This is a genomic window from Rhodococcus sp. 05-340-2 (genome assembly GCF_002258915.1).
In the GTDB taxonomy this organism is placed as follows: Bacteria; Actinomycetota; Actinomycetes; order Mycobacteriales; family Mycobacteriaceae; genus Rhodococcoides.
On sequence record NZ_NOYU01000022.1, the window covers coordinates 154,490 to 170,797 of the forward strand.

General features: G+C 65.4%; 14 protein-coding genes. 13 read left to right on the forward strand and 1 reads right to left on the reverse strand.

Annotated features, from left to right (window positions below):
• The first annotated feature begins 12 nt into the window (after positions 1 to 12).
• From mftG to CH271_RS11600, 11 genes are all read left to right on the forward strand, one after another.
• The gene (gene mftG, locus CH271_RS11555) at positions 13 to 1,497 is read left to right on the forward strand and encodes a mycofactocin dehydrogenase MftG (RefSeq protein ID WP_094633674.1); all 1,485 of its coding nucleotides are present in this window, start codon (positions 13 to 15) and stop codon (positions 1,495 to 1,497) included.
• A gap of 92 nt (positions 1,498 to 1,589) precedes the next feature.
• Positions 1,590 to 1,727 carry a hypothetical protein gene (locus tag CH271_RS28815; RefSeq protein WP_167326762.1) on the forward strand — a complete coding sequence of 46 codons (138 nt, stop codon included), beginning with the start codon at positions 1,590 to 1,592 and terminating at the stop codon, positions 1,725 to 1,727.
• Positions 1,728 to 1,836: 109 nt separating this feature from the next.
• Complete coding sequence (locus CH271_RS11560; protein ID WP_037188366.1) at positions 1,837 to 3,132, forward strand: transcriptional regulator; 1,296 nt, start codon at positions 1,837 to 1,839, stop codon at positions 3,130 to 3,132.
• Positions 3,133 to 3,278: 146 nt separating this feature from the next.
• Positions 3,279 to 4,802, forward strand: coding sequence for an acetaldehyde dehydrogenase ExaC (exaC, locus tag CH271_RS11565; protein WP_037188363.1), 1,524 nt, complete (start codon positions 3,279 to 3,281; stop codon positions 4,800 to 4,802).
• A complete protein-coding gene (locus CH271_RS11570; protein WP_179274858.1) occupies positions 4,802 to 5,341 on the forward strand; it encodes a DUF779 domain-containing protein in 540 nt (179 codons plus the stop codon). Before exaC ends, CH271_RS11570 begins: the two co-directional genes overlap by 1 nt.
• A 26-nt stretch (positions 5,342 to 5,367) precedes the next feature.
• Positions 5,368 to 6,351 (forward strand): cation diffusion facilitator family transporter, encoded by a 984-nt coding sequence (locus tag CH271_RS11575; protein WP_094633676.1) that lies wholly within the window; start codon positions 5,368 to 5,370, stop codon positions 6,349 to 6,351.
• 136 nt (positions 6,352 to 6,487) lie between these two features.
• Positions 6,488 to 7,942 carry an ethanolamine permease gene (gene eat, locus CH271_RS11580; RefSeq protein WP_037188356.1) on the forward strand — a complete coding sequence of 485 codons (1,455 nt, stop codon included), beginning with the start codon at positions 6,488 to 6,490 and terminating at the stop codon, positions 7,940 to 7,942.
• Positions 7,939 to 9,351, forward strand: a complete 1,413-nt coding sequence (locus CH271_RS11585; RefSeq protein WP_094633677.1) for an ethanolamine ammonia-lyase subunit EutB — start codon at positions 7,939 to 7,941, stop codon at positions 9,349 to 9,351. Before eat ends, CH271_RS11585 begins: the two co-directional genes overlap by 4 nt.
• 47 nt (positions 9,352 to 9,398) lie before the next feature.
• Entirely contained in the window at positions 9,399 to 10,172 is a 774-nt protein-coding gene (gene eutC, locus CH271_RS11590; RefSeq protein ID WP_441347150.1) for an ethanolamine ammonia-lyase subunit EutC, read from the forward strand.
• A 55-nt stretch (positions 10,173 to 10,227) separates the two neighbouring features.
• Positions 10,228 to 11,862 carry an AMP-binding protein gene (locus CH271_RS11595; protein ID WP_179274859.1) on the forward strand — a complete coding sequence of 545 codons (1,635 nt, stop codon included), beginning with the start codon at positions 10,228 to 10,230 and terminating at the stop codon, positions 11,860 to 11,862.
• A gap of 13 nt (positions 11,863 to 11,875) precedes the next feature.
• Positions 11,876 to 13,822, forward strand: coding sequence for an acetoacetate--CoA ligase (locus CH271_RS11600; RefSeq protein ID WP_094633680.1), 1,947 nt, complete (start codon positions 11,876 to 11,878; stop codon positions 13,820 to 13,822).
• Here CH271_RS11600 and CH271_RS11605 read toward each other — a convergent pair.
• Positions 13,798 to 14,232 (reverse strand): acyl-CoA thioesterase, encoded by a 435-nt coding sequence (locus CH271_RS11605; RefSeq protein ID WP_094633799.1) that lies wholly within the window; start codon positions 14,230 to 14,232, stop codon positions 13,798 to 13,800. The two genes, CH271_RS11600 and CH271_RS11605, sit on opposite strands and share 25 nt — an antisense overlap.
• A gap of 73 nt (positions 14,233 to 14,305) precedes the next feature.
• Between CH271_RS11605 and CH271_RS11610 the strand changes: the two genes are divergently transcribed.
• Entirely contained in the window at positions 14,306 to 15,763 is a 1,458-nt protein-coding gene (locus tag CH271_RS11610; RefSeq protein WP_094633681.1) for an amidohydrolase, read from the forward strand.
• Between the two features lie 60 nt (positions 15,764 to 15,823).
• On the forward strand, positions 15,824 to 16,249 hold the full coding sequence (locus CH271_RS11615; RefSeq protein ID WP_037188346.1) for a PPOX class F420-dependent oxidoreductase: 426 nt from the start codon (positions 15,824 to 15,826) through the stop codon (positions 16,247 to 16,249).
• Positions 16,250 to 16,308: the final 59 nt, after the last annotated feature.

Consider the following 16,308-nt stretch of genomic DNA (forward strand, 5'->3'; position numbering starts at 1 on the left):
TCTGTCGACGGTGTGAACCCGATCGAGTTCGCCGACGTCATCGTCGTCGGAGGTGGCTCCTGCGGCTGCGTTCTCGCGTCGCGGCTCAGCGAGAATCCCGATCGGTCGGTGCTGTTGCTCGAAGCCGGACCGGCGTTCTCCGGCGTCGACGATGTTCCGGCGGCCTTGCTCGACGCGTCGACGCTTCCCATCGGCCCCGACAGCGAATGGGTGGGAACCTACACGGCCGAACTCGCCTCGGATGTCTTTCGGACGATCGCCCGAGGCCGGGTGCTGGGAGGCTCCGGCGCAGTGAACGGCGGCTACTTCATGCGTGCCACGCCGGGTGACTTCGACGCCTGGCCGCAATCGGTGTGGTCCTTCGATCAAGTGCTGCCGTTCTACATCGGCTCCGAAACCGATCTCGATGCCGGAGCGATCGGGCGGTGGCACGGTTCCCGCGGACCGATACCGGTCTCGCGCACCCCCGCGCAGGACCGACATCCCCTCACGGCGGCATTCGTGCAGGCCGCGACGAACGCGGGATTTCGATTCCACGAGGACATGAACGCTCCCGATGCGGCCGCAGGGGGAGTGGGCAGCGTGCCGTCGAACATCCGCAACGGGATCCGCGTAAGTGCTGCTCTGGCATATCTTCTGCCGGTCGTCGGGCGAAAGAACCTGAGGGTGCAAGGGAATACGACGGTGGCGTCGTTGATGTTCAAGGGAAACAGGGTGATCGGGGTCGAGATCATCGCCGACGGCGTACGCCGTGTCGTCGAGTCCGACACCGTTGTCCTCTCGGCCGGCGCGGTGCACACCCCCGCGTTGCTGCTTCGATCCGGCGTGGGACCGTCGGAAGGCTCTGCTGCGCTTGGCGTTCCGGTGATCGCCGACAGTCCGGGAGTCGGCCGAGGTTTCAGCGATCATCCCGAGGTTGCCGTCCCCGTCGCCATGGCGAACGAATTCTCGACGGTATCCCCGGTTCTGGAAGCGGTGCTGCATGCGGGCGACGTGGAGATCAGGCCGTACACGAGGAGATTCGATCGACTGATCTCCGGTCTTCCACCTGGGCCCCACGTGTTCGGTGTCGGCCTCATGCGCTCCACGGCACGAGGCAGCATCGCGCTGCGCAGCACCGATCCGTTCGAGGCCCCGGACGTGAGATACCGCTATCTCGAATCGGCGGGCGACCGGCGAGCGATGCGAGGTGGCGTCGAACTGGCGCGAGATCTGCTCGCATCGCCGTCCATGGCCTGCCGGGTCGAGGTTCCCGCGAGCGACGACCCTCTCGCGGCACTCGGTACGTCGCTGCACCTGTCCGGCAGTGCCAGGATGGGACCCGAGTCCGACCCCGGTTCGGTGCTCGACGACCACTGCCGTGTGCGCGGAGTGGACGGTGTCCTCGTCGTCGACACGTCGGCGTTTCCGGTGGTGCCCAGCCGTGGCCCGCATGCGACGGCCATCATGTTCGCAGAACGCGCCGCTGCGTTGATGGGAGTGGAGCCGGCGGGATGACTGGTGACCGTTGCAGACCACGGGGTGCGCGTCGAGGCGTAGCGTTCGTGGTCTGGGGACCGTTCAGGTTCCCCAATAGATGGGTTACTGCCATGTCGGACAAATCGCCCCGCAACACGATGACCAAGAAATCCGGCAAATCTCTCAAGGACAAGCGCGCGGACAAGCGGGCCAAGTCGAGTGGTGACACCAGCAACGACATCATCACCTCGGCCGTCAAGAAGAAGTAGGCACTCGGGGTCGGCGCGACCGGCCACGGCCGCGCGCGTCGACCACGGCTGTATCCTTGCTTGTGAGCTGGGTTACAGCGATGTGGACAGGTCACGGAGGAAGCGTCGAATGGCAAGCCGATCGGACAGTGGTGGCAACCCCTGGGTCGCAGTGCGCCCCGGCGAGGACATCGCTGTGCTCGCACGCCAGATGTCCAGTGCCCATCAATCTTTCGTCGACGATGTGCGCACGCACGGTTCGACCGTCAGGTCCGTCGTGCTCGATTCGTGGATGCGCAGTCGGACCAAGGGCGTCGATCCCGACGGCGGCAACGACACTCCGGCACTGACCGGTGCGGACCTCGAGCGCTACCGCAACGGGCATCCGATGGCCATCATCCGTCCGGTCATCCGCAAGCTGCTGGTCGAGGACGCGTCGGACACCGGTCTGCTCGTCGCCATCTCCGATGCCGAGGGGCGCCTGCTGTGGGTCGAGGGTGATTCCGCGGCCAAGGACCGCGCGCTCACGATGGACTTCGCCGAGGGGGTCGATTGGAGCGAGGAGAGCAAAGGCACCAATGCCCCCGGTACTGCGCTCGCCGTCGACCACAGCGTGCAGATCTTCGCGTCCGAGCACTTCTCTCGGTCGGTGCACGAGTGGAGCTGCTCGGCGGCACCGGTTCACCACCCCACCAGCGGCCACATCCTGGGCGCCATCGATATCACCGGTGGCCCGCGCGTTGCGGTGCCCGAGGTGCTCTCGTTGGTGCGCGCCACCGTCGCCGCCGCCGAATCCGAGCTACGCCTGCATCTGATGAATTCTCCGAAATCTCTGGGCGACACAGCTCCTCGGCTCGAGGTTCTCGGATCGGGACGGCCGGGTGTGGTGCGCGGTTCCGGCCGGATACCGCTCTCTCAGCGACACGCGGAGATCCTGCTTCTGCTCGGTGAGCATCCCGAAGGCCTCAGCTCCGACCACCTCGCCGTGCTGCTCGACGAGCAGGAGCTCGACTCCGTGACGATTCGCGCCGAGATGTCGAGATTGCGTAAGGCATTCGGGACCGCAGGCCTGGCGTCGCGGCCCTACCGTCTGGTCGGCGAGCTGTCCTCGGACGTCGGCGACATCAGGCGTGCCCTCGACCGCGGCGACGTCGACGCTGCGCTCCGTATCTACTCGGGCCCGGTGCTTCCCGGATCGTCCGCACCCGGCATCGAGGAGATCCGCGAGGAACTGCGGTCCCGGATGCAGGCAGCACTGCTCCGGCTCGGAGATCCGGTGCTGCTGGCGCAGTGGACATCGTCCATTCACGGTCGCTCGGACGTGATCGCGTGGGAGGCGTACAGGGCCACCCTGAGCAGCGATTCCGCACTCTACGGGCAGGTCAGTGCGCGCATCGATCTACTCGACCGCGAACTCGGAATCTGACCGTATCGCCACTGTCGGTACCTCCGGCAGGTGCAGCGACACAGATGCCGTCGCATCGGCAACGTAGTTGCAACGTTGCAACCCCTAGTGTCCTGAATCACACACCGCATCAACTGTGAAGCACGTGTCGATCAGGAGGATTTTCAATGTCCGTCTACGCCCGTCCAGGTACCGCCGATTCCGTCATGTCGTTCCAGTCGCGCTACGACAACTGGATCGGTGGCGAGTGGGTACCGCCGGTCAAGGGTCAGTACTTCGAGAACCCGACTCCCGTCACCGGTGAGAACTTCTGCGAGGTCGCCCGCTCCACGTCCGAGGACATCGAGCTCGCGCTCGATGCCGCACACGCCGCGGCCCCCGCATGGGGCAAGACCTCCGCTGCCGAGCGCGCCGTGATTCTGAACAAGATCGCCGACCGTATCGCCGAGAACCTCGAGTCCATCGCACTGGCGGAGTCCTGGGACAACGGCAAGCCGATCCGCGAAACCCTCAATGCCGACATTCCGCTCGCCGTCGATCACTTCCGCTACTTCGCCGGTTGCATCCGAGCGCAGGAGGGGTCGCTGTCCGAAATCGACAGCGACACAGTGGCATACCACTTCCACGAGCCGCTCGGTGTCGTCGGGCAGATCATCCCGTGGAACTTCCCGATCCTCATGGCCGTGTGGAAGCTCGCGCCCGCTCTGGCCGCGGGTAACGCAGTGGTGCTCAAGCCCGCCGAGCAGACTCCCGCGTCGATCCTGCACCTGATCTCGATCATCGGCGACCTTCTTCCCCCCGGTGTCATCAACATCGTCAACGGATTCGGAGTCGAGGCAGGCAAGCCGTTGGCGTCGAGCCCGCGGATCGCCAAGATTGCGTTCACCGGTGAGACCACAACCGGCCGCCTGATCATGCAGTACGCGTCGCAGAACCTGATTCCGGTGACCCTCGAGCTCGGTGGCAAGAGCCCCAACGTCTTCTTCTCCGACGTGCTGCAGGCCAACGACGACTACCAGGACAAGGCGTTGGAGGGCTTCACGATGTTCGCCCTCAACCAGGGTGAAGTGTGCACCTGCCCGTCGCGCTCGCTGATCCAGGCGGACATCTTCGACGAGTTCCTCGCCCTCGCAGCCATCCGCACCAAGGCTGTGCGACAGGGAGATCCGCTCGACACCGAGACCATGATCGGCGCGCAGGCATCGAACGATCAGCTCGAGAAGATCCTCTCGTACATCGAGATCGGCAAGGGTGAGGGCGCACAGGTCGTCACCGGTGGCGAGCGCGCCCAGCTCGGCGGCGACCTCAACGGCGGCTACTACGTGCAGCCGACGATCTTCACCGGCAAGAACAACATGCGCATCTTCCAGGAAGAGATCTTCGGGCCGGTCGTGTCGGTGACGTCGTTCAAGGACTACGACGACGCGATCGACATCGCCAACGACACCCTCTACGGCCTCGGCGCAGGCGTCTGGTCTCGTGACGGTGGCGTCGCCTACCGCGCCGGACGTGACATCAAGGCCGGTCGCGTGTGGACCAACACGTACCACCAGTACCCCGCGCACGCCGCGTTCGGTGGCTACAAGCAGTCCGGTATCGGCCGCGAGAACCACAAGATGATGCTCGATCACTACCAGCAGACCAAGAACCTGTTGGTGAGCTACGCGCAGAAGGCACAGGGCTTCTTCTGATGAACAGCCCTCGGCCGCCCGCGCGGCTGAAGACAACCGTCGAGGCGATGGACCTGCTCCGTCGCCTCGGCGGTATCCACGGCAAACTGATGATGCATCAGTCCGGTGGATGTTGTGACGGGTCGTCGCCGATGTGTTACCCCGCAGGGGAATTCATCGTCGGCGACCGGGATGTTCTCCTCGGGTACATCGACCTCCGGCTCGGGGTGGGCGAGATCCCGCCCGACCTCCCCAGTGGCACCGATGGTGTGCCGGTGTGGATTTCGGGCTCGCAGTTCCAGGCGTGGAAGCACACTCAACTGGTACTCGACGTGGTTCCCGGCCGCGGCGGTGGCTTCTCGCTCGAATCGCCCGAGGGAGTGCGCTTCCTCAGTCGCGGGCGGGCCTACACGGACGAGGAGAACGACATCCTCGCCGAGCATCCGCCGCTCGTCGGCGTCGACTGGGAAGAAGGTCGACGGCCGGAAGTTCCCGACGATCCGTTGGTGGTCGCCGAGGCCGTCGACGCATGTCCCGTCCCGGGGATGCTCCAGGGCTGAGTGCGGCAGCGCATACAGTGCGAAAGATGAAGAGCGCACCGAAGTCCGACGCGGCCGAGGGCGGCGAGAGCCTACGTACCGTGATCATCGCTTTCGTCGCCAATCTCGGCGTCGCGATTGCCAAGACGTTTGCCGCGGTGTTCACCGGATCTGCATCGATGGTCGCCGAAGCTGCGCACTCGTGGGCCGACACCGGTAACGAGATCTTCTTGCTCGTCGCCAATCGTCGGGGATCGCGCGGACCGGACGATCGTCGGCCGCTCGGCTACGGACGCGAAACGTACTTCTGGTCGACGCTCGCGGCGATCGGACTGTTCGTCGCCGGTGCGGCCGTCTCGGTGTGGCACGGCGTCACCTCGTTGTTCGCCGGTGAATCGAGCAGCGAGAACTACCTGGTGGCCTATGTCGTGCTCGCCATCGCTTTCCTGCTCGAGGGCGTGTCGTTTCTGCAATCGGTGCGTCAGATCCGCGGCGAGGCCGCCGAGTACGACCGGGACTTTCTCGACTACGCACTCGAGACCTCGGACCCGACGCTGCGTGCAGTGTTCGCGGAGGACAGTGCCGCACTGATCGGCATCGTCATCGCCGGTGCCGGAATCGGCCTGCATCAGCTCACCGGATCGGCGGCGTTCGACGCCATCGGCTCCATTCTGGTGGGTGTACTGCTCGGAATCGTCGCGTTCGTTCTGATCGATCGAAACCGCCGATTCCTCACCGGCGAACCGGGATCGAGAGCATTATGGAACGCGGTGGTGCAGCGGATCGAAGAACTTCCCGACGTGGCGTCGGTCAGGTTCGTTCGCATCGAGTTCGTCGGTCCCAAACAGCTCTACGTGGTGGCGAGTGTCGATCTCGTCGGTGATTTCGCAGAATCACGCATCGCGCACACGCTCCGGCGGCTGGAGCGTGAGTTGGAAACCAACAGAGCTGTGGTGGACGCAGTACTGACAGTCGCCGAACCGGACGAGGGAGACATCGGCGACGTCAACGCCGTCGGGTACCAGCCGTAATTCGCCCGTCATTCATCGATGACGCGCCGCTTACATCACGGGCCTATCTTGAACCGATTCGCGCGCCACACGTGTTGTGAATCGACCCCCTCGGGCGTGACCCCGCTCCGAGCGAACTGGTGACGAGAGGCTTGCAATGTCCGTAGTAGACCCCCAGTCGTCTCATCCGAAAGCAGGCTCCCACGAGAGCACTCAGTCGCACGTCGAGGGCGGTGACTACCTGGCCAAGCGAACTCTGAAGAAGGGGACGGCCGGCTGGGTCCTGCTGGCGGGCCTCGGAGTCAGCTACGTCATCTCCGGCGACTACTCCGGATGGAACCTCGGTCTCGCCGAGGGTGGCTTCGGGGGTCTGCTCATCGCGGCCATCATCATCGCGGGGATGTACCTGGCCATGGTCCTCGGTATGGCCGAGATGTCGTCGGCGCTGCCCGCAGCAGGCGGTGGCTACACCTTCGCCCGCCGCGCTCTCGGACCGTGGGGCGGATTCGCCACCGGCACAGCGATTCTCATCGAGTATGCCATTGCTCCCGCGGCCATCGCGACGTTCATCGGTGCCTACGTCGAATCCCTCGGGCTGTTCGGCATCACCGACGGGTGGTGGGTCTACCTGGTGGTCTATGCGGTGTTCATCGGAATCCACCTCTCCGGCGCAGGCGAAGCCCTCAAGATCATGTTCGTCATCACCGCGATCGCCTTGGTCGGACTCATCGTCTTCGCCATCGCCGCCATCGGACAGTTCGACGCGAGCAACCTGACCGACATCGCGCCGACCGACGCTGCCGGGGCCTCGGGATTCCTGCCGTTCGGCTACCTCGGCATCTGGGCTGCCGTCCCGTTCGCCATCTGGTTCTTCCTTGCGATCGAAGGTGTTCCGCTGGCCGCAGAAGAGGCCAAGGATCCGACCAAGAACGTCCCGCGCGGCATCATCGCCGCCATGGGCGTGCTGCTCGTCACCGGTGCCGTCGTGCTGTTCCTGGTGACCGGCGCAGGCGGTGCCGACGCCGTCAAGGAATCGGGAAACCCGTTGGTGGAAGCCCTCGGTGACGGAACCGCCAGCAAGATCGTCAACTACATCGGCCTGGCCGGACTGATCGCGTCCTTCTTCTCGATCATGTACGCGTACTCGCGTCAGCTCTTTGCGCTCTCGCGTGCCGGGTACCTGCCGAAGACACTGTCCATCACCAACTCTCGCAAGGCCCCGACGCTCGCCTTGATCGTCCCGGGCGTCATCGGCTTCCTGCTCTCGCTGACCGGTCAGGGCGGAATGTTGCTCAACATGGCCGTGTTCGGCGCGGCGCTGAGCTACGTTCTGATGATGGTCAGCCACATCGTGCTCCGACGCAACGAGCCGAACATGGAACGCCCGTACCGAACCCCCGGCGGCGTCGTGACCACCGGATTCGCATTGATCATCGCGGCGCTCGCCGTGGTGGCCACGTTCGTCGTCGATTCCACGGCGGCGCTGTGGTGCCTGGGAGTGTTCGTCGCGTTCATGGCCTACTTCGGCATCTACAGCAGGCATCATCTGGTCGCGAACTCGCCGGACGAGGAGTTCGCCGCTCTGGCCGAGGCCGAGGCCGAGCTGGAATGACGATCTACACCCAGCAGGTCTCGGGCACCACCTACACCTTCGACGGTCTGGTGGACTTGATGGCCAAGGCGACGCCGCTTCGATCGGGTGACGAATTGGCCGGTTGCGCAGCCGAATCGGATGCCGAGCGCGCGGCAGCGCAGTGGGCGTTGTCGGAGGTCTCGCTCGATGTCTTCCTGCACGATCTGCTCGTCCCGTACGAAACCGACGAGGTCACTCGCCTCATCATCGATTCACACGACCGCATCGCCTTCGGGGCCGTCTCGCACCTGACCGTCGGAGGCCTGCGGGACTGGCTGCTCCAGGTCACCGCGAAGCCGAACGCGGCGGCGACGTTGCGGTCGGTGGCCGCCGGACTGACTCCCGAGATGGTGGCAGCGGTCAGCAAGATCATGCGCAACCAGGATCTGATCGCAGTGTCTCGAGCCGTGCAGGTGACGTCGGCGTTCCGTACGACGATCGGGCTACCCGGAACGCTCACCACGCGTCTGCAGCCCAATCACCCGACGGACGATCCGCGTGGAATCGCTGCGGCCACCCTCGACGGACTGCTCCTCGGCTCGGGCGATGCGGTCATCGGGATCAACCCCGCGACCGACTCACCGCAGGCCACGGCGGACCTGCTGCATCTGCTCGACGAAATTCGCCAGCGCTTCGAGATCCCGACGCAGTCGTGCGTGCTCTCGCACGTGACGACGACGATGGAACTGATCGACAAGGGAGTTCCGGTCGATCTGGTGTTCCAGTCCATCGCGGGCACCGAAGGAGCCAATTCGAGCTTCGGCGTGAACATTCCGCTGCTACGCGAGGCCAACGAGGCCGGCCGATCGCTGCACCGCGGAACCGTCGGGAACAACGTCATGTATCTCGAAACGGGCCAGGGCTCGGCGTTGTCGGCGGGCGCGCACATCGGCACCGGTGACCGACCCGTCGATCAACAGACCCTGGAAACGAGGGCGTACGCGGTGGCCCGCGATCTCGAGCCGCTGCTGATCAACACCGTCGTCGGATTCATCGGGCCCGAGTACCTGTACGACGGTAAGCAGATCATCAGGGCCGGCCTGGAAGATCACTTCTGCGGCAAGCTGCTGGGGCTGCCGATGGGAGTGGACGTCTGCTACACCAACCATGCCGAGGCCGACCAGGACGACATGGACACCCTGCTGACGCTCCTCGGCACCGCTGGGGTCGCGTTCGTCATCGCGGTGCCGGGTGCCGACGACGTCATGCTCGGATACCAGTCGTTGAGCTTTCACGACGTGCTCTACGTTCGGCAGGTTCTCGGTCTGCGACCGGCACCGGAATTCGAGTCGTGGCTCTCCCGATTGGGCATGGTGGACGCCGACGGCAGAGTCCTCGACGTCGATGCCGCGGGATCGCCACTTCGAGCGTTGATGAGTGCGCGATGACAGACCCATCGGGCGCAGTGCCCGCGGAACGGCAGGAAGTGGCAGGAGTGGAGCCTGCGGAACGACCGGAAGGCGAGTTCTGGGGCGAGTTGCGCGCGATGACGCAGGCTCGAATCGGTTTGGGGCGCATCGGTGATTCGTTGCCGACCACGCGGGTGCTCGAGTTTCGCTCGGCGCACGCTGCGGCGCGGGATGCGGTGCACATGCCGCTCGAGGTCGAGGACTTCGTGGGCCGGGTGGAGCAGGTCGGTCTCGGTGCACCGTCGGTGGTGACGTCGTTGGCGACGAGTCGCGCGGAGTATCTGCGACGGCCCGATCTGGGTCGGCAACCGAAAGATCTGTCGGACGTGGTGAATTCCGAGGACGAGATCGGAATCGTGTTGAGCGACGGGTTGTCCCCGCGCGCACTCGCCGATCATGGTGTGCCGATGCTGGAGGCGTTGAAAGCCGAACTGGCCGGTCGCTATTCGATAGCGGCCCCGGTCGTCGCGACCGAGGCACGGGTGGCGCTGGGTGATCACATCGCCGCGGCGATGGGTGTGCGGACGGTGCTGGTGCTGATCGGGGAGCGTCCGGGGTTGTCCGTTGCGGACAGTCTCGGTATCTATCTGACGCATCTGCCGAAACCCGGGTGCACCGACGCCGATCGCAACTGCATCTCCAACATCCATCCGCCGGAAGGTCAGGGGTATGCGCAGTCGGCACGAATCGTGGCCGGTCTGTTGGCCGGTGCCAGGAAGCTCGGGCGGTCGGGTGTGGCGTTGAAGGACACCTCGCGAGCCGATGTGCTCGAGGCGACCGAGGCCCTCACCCTGGAGTGACATCACCCCTATCCGGGGGTGGCCGAGGGTGACGGCGGTCACTACCGTGGGGTGTATGGACAGTTATTCTTCCGGTGCGTCCGACACCGCGGTGCTGGACGACACGATCGGCGCAAATCTGGATCGAACTGCGGCGCGGTACTCGGATCGTGATGCGTTGATCGATGTTGCGTCCGGGCGGAGGTGGACCTACTCGGAGTTCGTCGCCGACGTCGATCTGTTGGCGGCCGGATTGCTCGTGGCCGGAGTCGAGGTGGGTGACCGCGTCGGGATGTGGGCACCGAACTGCCCGGAATGGGTTCTGGCGCAGTACGCGACGGCCAAGATCGGTGCCGTGTTGGTCAACATCAATCCCGCGTATCGCTCGCACGAGCTGCAGTTCGTGCTGAAGCAGGCCGGGGTGTCGGTGTTGTTGTCGGCCACGGAGTTCAAGGGATCGAACTACGCGGCGATGATCGACGACGTGCGCCCCGAGGTGGAATCCCTGCGTGAGGTGCTGTTCATCGGGAGCATCCAGTGGGAGGCGATGACCGATCGCGGGCATCGAGCGTTGGCGAAGACTCCGCACATGATCACCGATGTGTCCGAGCGGCTCGGTGCCGACGATGCCATCAACATCCAGTACACCTCGGGGACAACGGGTTTCCCCAAGGGCGCGACGCTCAGTCATCGCAACATCCTCAACAACGGTTTCTTCGTCGGCGAGCTCTGCCATTACACCGCCGAGGACCGCGTGTGCATTCCGGTGCCCTTCTACCACTGCTTCGGCATGGTGATGGGCAATCTCGCGTGCACGTCCCACGGCGCAGCAATGGTGATTCCCGGTCCCTCGTTCGATCCGGTGGCGACGTTGACGGCCGTCGCCGCGGAGAAGTGCACGTCGCTCTACGGAGTCCCGACGATGTTCATCGCCGAACTGGCACTGGAGAACTTCGAGAGTTTCGACCTCGGCAGTCTGCGTACCGGCATCATGGCCGGATCACCGTGCCCCACCGAGGTGATGAAGCAGGTCATCGAGCGGATGGGGATGGCCGAGGTGTCGATCTGCTACGGCATGACCGAGACGTCGCCGGTGTCCCTGCAGACGCGGAGCGAGGACTCCATCGAGCAGCGGGTGTCGACCGTCGGACGCGTCGGTCCGCACCTCGAGGTCAAGATCGTCGACCCGATCGAGGGCAGCACACTGCCGCGCGGCGAGGCGGGCGAGCTGTGCACCCGCGGCTATTCGGTGATGCTCGGCTATTGGGAGCAGCCGGAGAAGACCGCCGAGGCCATCGACGACGAAGGGTGGATGCACACCGGCGACATCGGGGTGATGGACGACAACGGCTACGTGGCGATCACCGGGCGGATCAAGGACATGGTGATTCGCGGCGGCGAGAACATCTATCCCCGCGAAGTCGAGGAGTTCCTCTACACCCACCCCGATGTCCTCGACGCACAGGTCATCGGTGTGCCCGATCCGAAGTACGGCGAGGAGCTGATGGTGTGGATCAGGATGAAAGACGATGCCGCGCCCCTCGATTCGGCTGCGATACGGTCTTTCTGTGACGGACGGCTGGCGCACTACAAGATCCCGCGGTACGTGCACGTGGTCGACGAGTTCCCGATGACGGTCACCGGCAAGGTGCGCAAGGTCGAGATGCGCGAGCGATCGCTCGGTCTGATCGAACAGCTGCCGTTCGGCTGACATACTCGCTTCCATGATCAGTGCGCTGTGGACGCCGACGGATTCCGATCTCGCCGAGGCTCGGGTGACCGAGTTCGCGCGCTTCGTCGAGCAACGTCACGATGTGCTTCTACCGGACTACTCGGCTCTGTGGCGATGGTCGACGAACGAGCTGGAACTGTTCTGGCGAGCGGTGTGGGACTTCTTCGAAGTTCGCTCCTCCAGCGTGCCGACAACGGTGCTTGCAGAGCGCAGTATGCCGGGAGCGCACTGGTTTCCGGGTACGCAGCTGAACTACGTGGACCAGGTGATCAGGCACTCTCGACCCGGTCGCGCCGCAATCGTCCACGCCCGCGAAGACGGTTCGACGCGGACCGTGACGTGGCAGGAGGTGATCGATCGGGCCGGGGCGCTGGCGGGGACGCTCGCAGGCGCGGGAGTTCGACGCGGCGACCGCGTCGTCGGATATCTGCCCAACGTTCCCGAGGCAGTGATCGCATTCCTGGCGACCGCGAGCCTGGGGGCGGTGTGGTCCGCGTGTGGGCAGGATTACTCGGCCTCGGCGGCGCTCGACCGTCTGGGCCAGCTCGAGCCCACAGCGCTGATCACTGCCGACGGGTACGTGTACGGAGGGAAGTTCAGGGACAAGGCCGCCGATGTCGACGCGCTCACGTCGGGGTTGCCGACGCTACGGGTCGTGGTGACGGTCGGCGAGGCGTCGGGAAGCGCGGTGAGTTGGTCTGCCGCAACAGCGCAGAGTCGCGAATTGAGTCCGGTCGCAGTGCCTTTCGATCACCCGCTGTGGGTCGTGTTCTCCTCGGGTACCACCGGTCTGCCGAAGGGGATCGTGCACGGTCACGGCGGTGTGGTGCTCGAGCATCTCAAATCCGTTGCCCTGCACTCCGATCTGGGACCAGAGGACGTGTTCTTCTGGTACACCAGCCCCAGCTGGATGATGTGGAACTTCCAGGTCGCCGGTCTACTGGCCGGGTCCACGATCGTGTGCGCCGACGGCAATCCGTCGTTCCCGACGCCGGATGCACTGTGGGACATCGCTGGTCGGCTGGGTGTGACGTACCTCGGAACGAGCCCCGGGTACGTGCTCGCGTGCATCAAGGCCGACGCGCATCCCGGTGCCGATCACGATCTCTCGGCACTACGGGCCGTCGGCATCACCGGATCCGCGATGCCTGCGACGTCGTCGATCTGGTTGTCGGACAACATCGGAGCCCACGTACCGGTCTTCTCCATCTCCGGCGGCACCGACGTGGTGTCGGCATTCGCCGGGGGAGTGCGGACCGCGCCGGTCTGGGCGGGGGAGCTGTCGGTGCCGTTCCTCGGCGTTGCGCTCGACGCCTACGACGAGGACGGCCACGCAGTCCGTGGCACCGTCGGTGAGTTGGTCGTCACCGAGCCCATGCCGTCGATGCCGCTGTACTTCTGGAACGACGCGGACGGATCTCGTTACCGGGACGCCTACTTCGACACCTATCCGGGAATCTGGCGGCACGGCGACTGGATCACCATGACCGATCGCGGCAGTGTTCTCGTACACGGGCGATCGGATTCCACGCTCAACCGCAACGGAATTCGTATGGGGAGCGCCGACATCTATCAGGCCGTCGAATCTCTGGACGAGGTCACCGAGGCGCTCGTTCTGGGCATCGAGCTACCCGACGGCGGATACTGGATGCCCCTGTTCGTGGTGGTCCCGGGTGGTGCGACCGACGAGTTGCGTGAACGCATCGAATCCGTCATCAGAACGCAGGCGTCGCCGCGACACGTTCCCGACGACGTCATCGCCACGCCCGCGATACCCCACACTCGAACCGGGAAGAAGCTCGAGGTACCGCTCAAACGGCTCTTCCAAGGTGCCACTGCCGCAGGCACTCTCGATGCACGTGCCGTCGACGACCCGGCTGCGTTGGCGTGGTTCGTCGACCGGGCGACCGAGTTTCAGCGAGTCCAGCGCGCGAGATAGGCCTTCTCCTCCGGCGCGATGCGGCGCAGGGTCTCGGCACCGACGTCGACCATCGCCATCCGGGTCGTCGCCACCACGGCAGGCGGCGAATCGAGTGCCGCGCCCGCGGCGCGGACCTCGTACCCGATGGTGAAGTCGACAGCGCGCACCTTCTCGAACCACAGTGTGACGTCGAGCGGACCGTCCGAATGCCGGAGCGGCTTCTTGTACGCAATGGTCACATTCGCGATCAACGCACTCTTGATCAGAGACTCGTTGGCCTCGCCCTCGCTGAGCAGCCATTCGATGCGCGCCTCTTCGAGCAAAGTGACCATCCGTGCATGGTTGATGTGCGCGAAGGCATCCATATCGGACCACCGCACCGTCACGCTCGCGTGATATCCGACGGGACCGGCCGGCTCTGTCTGCATCGCACCAGGCTCTGTTTCCATTGCTAGAGGATGGCATGCGCGCCCGTGACCACGACGCTCTAGAGTCCCAGGAGTGATTATCGCCAATGTCGCACTGGATGGTTCCGGCGTGCTCTTCGACATAGAACTCGCAGGATCGGTCATCGCGTCGATCACTCCGGCGGGCACCAGGCGCGCACGGGGCGAGGAGGTGCTCGACGGTGGGGGCGGGGTGGCGTTGCCCGGGTTCGTGGACTCTCACGTGCACCTGACGCAGTGGGCGGCGGCGCGGCGGCGAATCGATGTCGGGTCCGCCGCATCGGCTGCCGACGCGGTCGCCCTGGTGTACCCCTACGCGCGCACGGCAGGCGAATCGGTGGTGCGCGCCAACGGCTTCCGTGACGCACACTGGCCGGAGGAGCCGCACAAGGACCTGCTCGAGAATGCGCTGCCCGGTGCTCGCGTGGCGATGACGAGCATGGATCTGCACACGTTGTGGCTGAGCCCGGCGTTGCTCGACGATCTGGGTATCGATCACCCCACCGGTGTGCTGCGCGACGTCGACGGTCTCGAAGCGGTCATGGCGCTCGAGGAGCAGGACGATCCGGCCGAACTCGATCGGGCCGTGCTCGACGCCACCGCCGCACTGGCGGTCCGCGGCGTCACCGGCGTCGTGGATTTCGAGTTCGCCGACAACAAGACGGTGTGGGATCGACGCCTGACGGCCGGCTCGCCTGCGGTGCGCGTCGACACGACGGTGTGGCCGCAATGGCTCGACGAAGCACTCGAGCGCGGCGAGCGCACCGGCGACGTCTCGGCTCTGTCGGAACTGGTCCGGCGCGGACCGCTCAAGGTGATGCTCGACGGTTCGCTCAACACTCGAACGGCGTGCTGCCACGATCGGTACCCGGGCATCGACGGGGACGACGCGTACGGGCTGTTGCTCGAAACTCGGGACGATCTGTACCGGCTCGTCTCGCGGGCGTCGGGCGGCGGAATCGTGCCTGCCATCCACGCGATCGGTGACCGCGCCAACGGCATCGCCCTCGATGCATTCGAGCGCGCCGGCTGCGGTGGCCGCATCGAACACGCGCAACAGATACTGCCGGACGACGTCGCGCGCTTCGCTGCGCTGGGCGTCGTGGCATCGGTGCAACCGCAGCACGCGATGGCCGATCGCGACATCGCCGAGGACCTGTGGGCCGGACGGCGCTCGGTGGCCTACGGTTACGGCTCGCTGCACCGAAGCGGTGCGACCTTGCTCTTCGGTTCCGATGCCCCGGTCAGTCCACCGGAGCCGTTGGCGGGAGTCGCCGCAGCGGTGTTCCGTACCGACGACGACCGACCCCCGTGGCACCTGGACGAAGCCGTGCCCCTCGAGGTGGCACTGCGCGCGGCGTGCGGTGGCCGTGGCGCGCTCCGAGAGGGGGATGCAGCGGACATCGTCGTTCTGGTCGAGCATCCCGTGCACCGCTCGGTGCACGATCTCGCCGAGACCGACATCAGAGCCACGATCTGCGCCGGTGCGCTCACTCACGCAGCTGCTGTGTAGGAGCACGGAGGCGAAGCCCACGGATCGATCTTGTCGGTGTGGCCGCGTAGCGTGACTGCGATGACGTCGATCACCGATCCGCGCGTACGCGAGTTTCTGTCCGCGGGTACCCGCACCGGCAAGCTCGGATACCTCGCCTCCGACGGAAGGCCCCTGGTGGCACCCATTTGGTTCCTCGTCGAGGGCGACCAGATCGTGTTCAACACCGGGGCCGACACGGCGAAGGGAAAGTCGATTCGCCGTGACCCCCGCGTCGTGCTGACCGTCGATCTCGAAGAGCCGCCGTACGGATTCGTCCAGGTGCAGGGCATCGCGTCGGTCGACGAGGACCCCGCGGAGTTGCTCCGCACCGCCACCGAGCTCGGGGCCAGGTACATGGGCCGCGATCGCGCCGAGGAGTTCGGCGCACGCAACGGTGTTCCGGGCGAATTGATCGTTCGGGTGACACCGAACAAGGTCATCGCCGCTTTCGACATGACGGCATGACGACCGACGCTCGCCGCACGTTCGGCACTGTAGATTGACCGGGTGCCGAATCGAGTCGG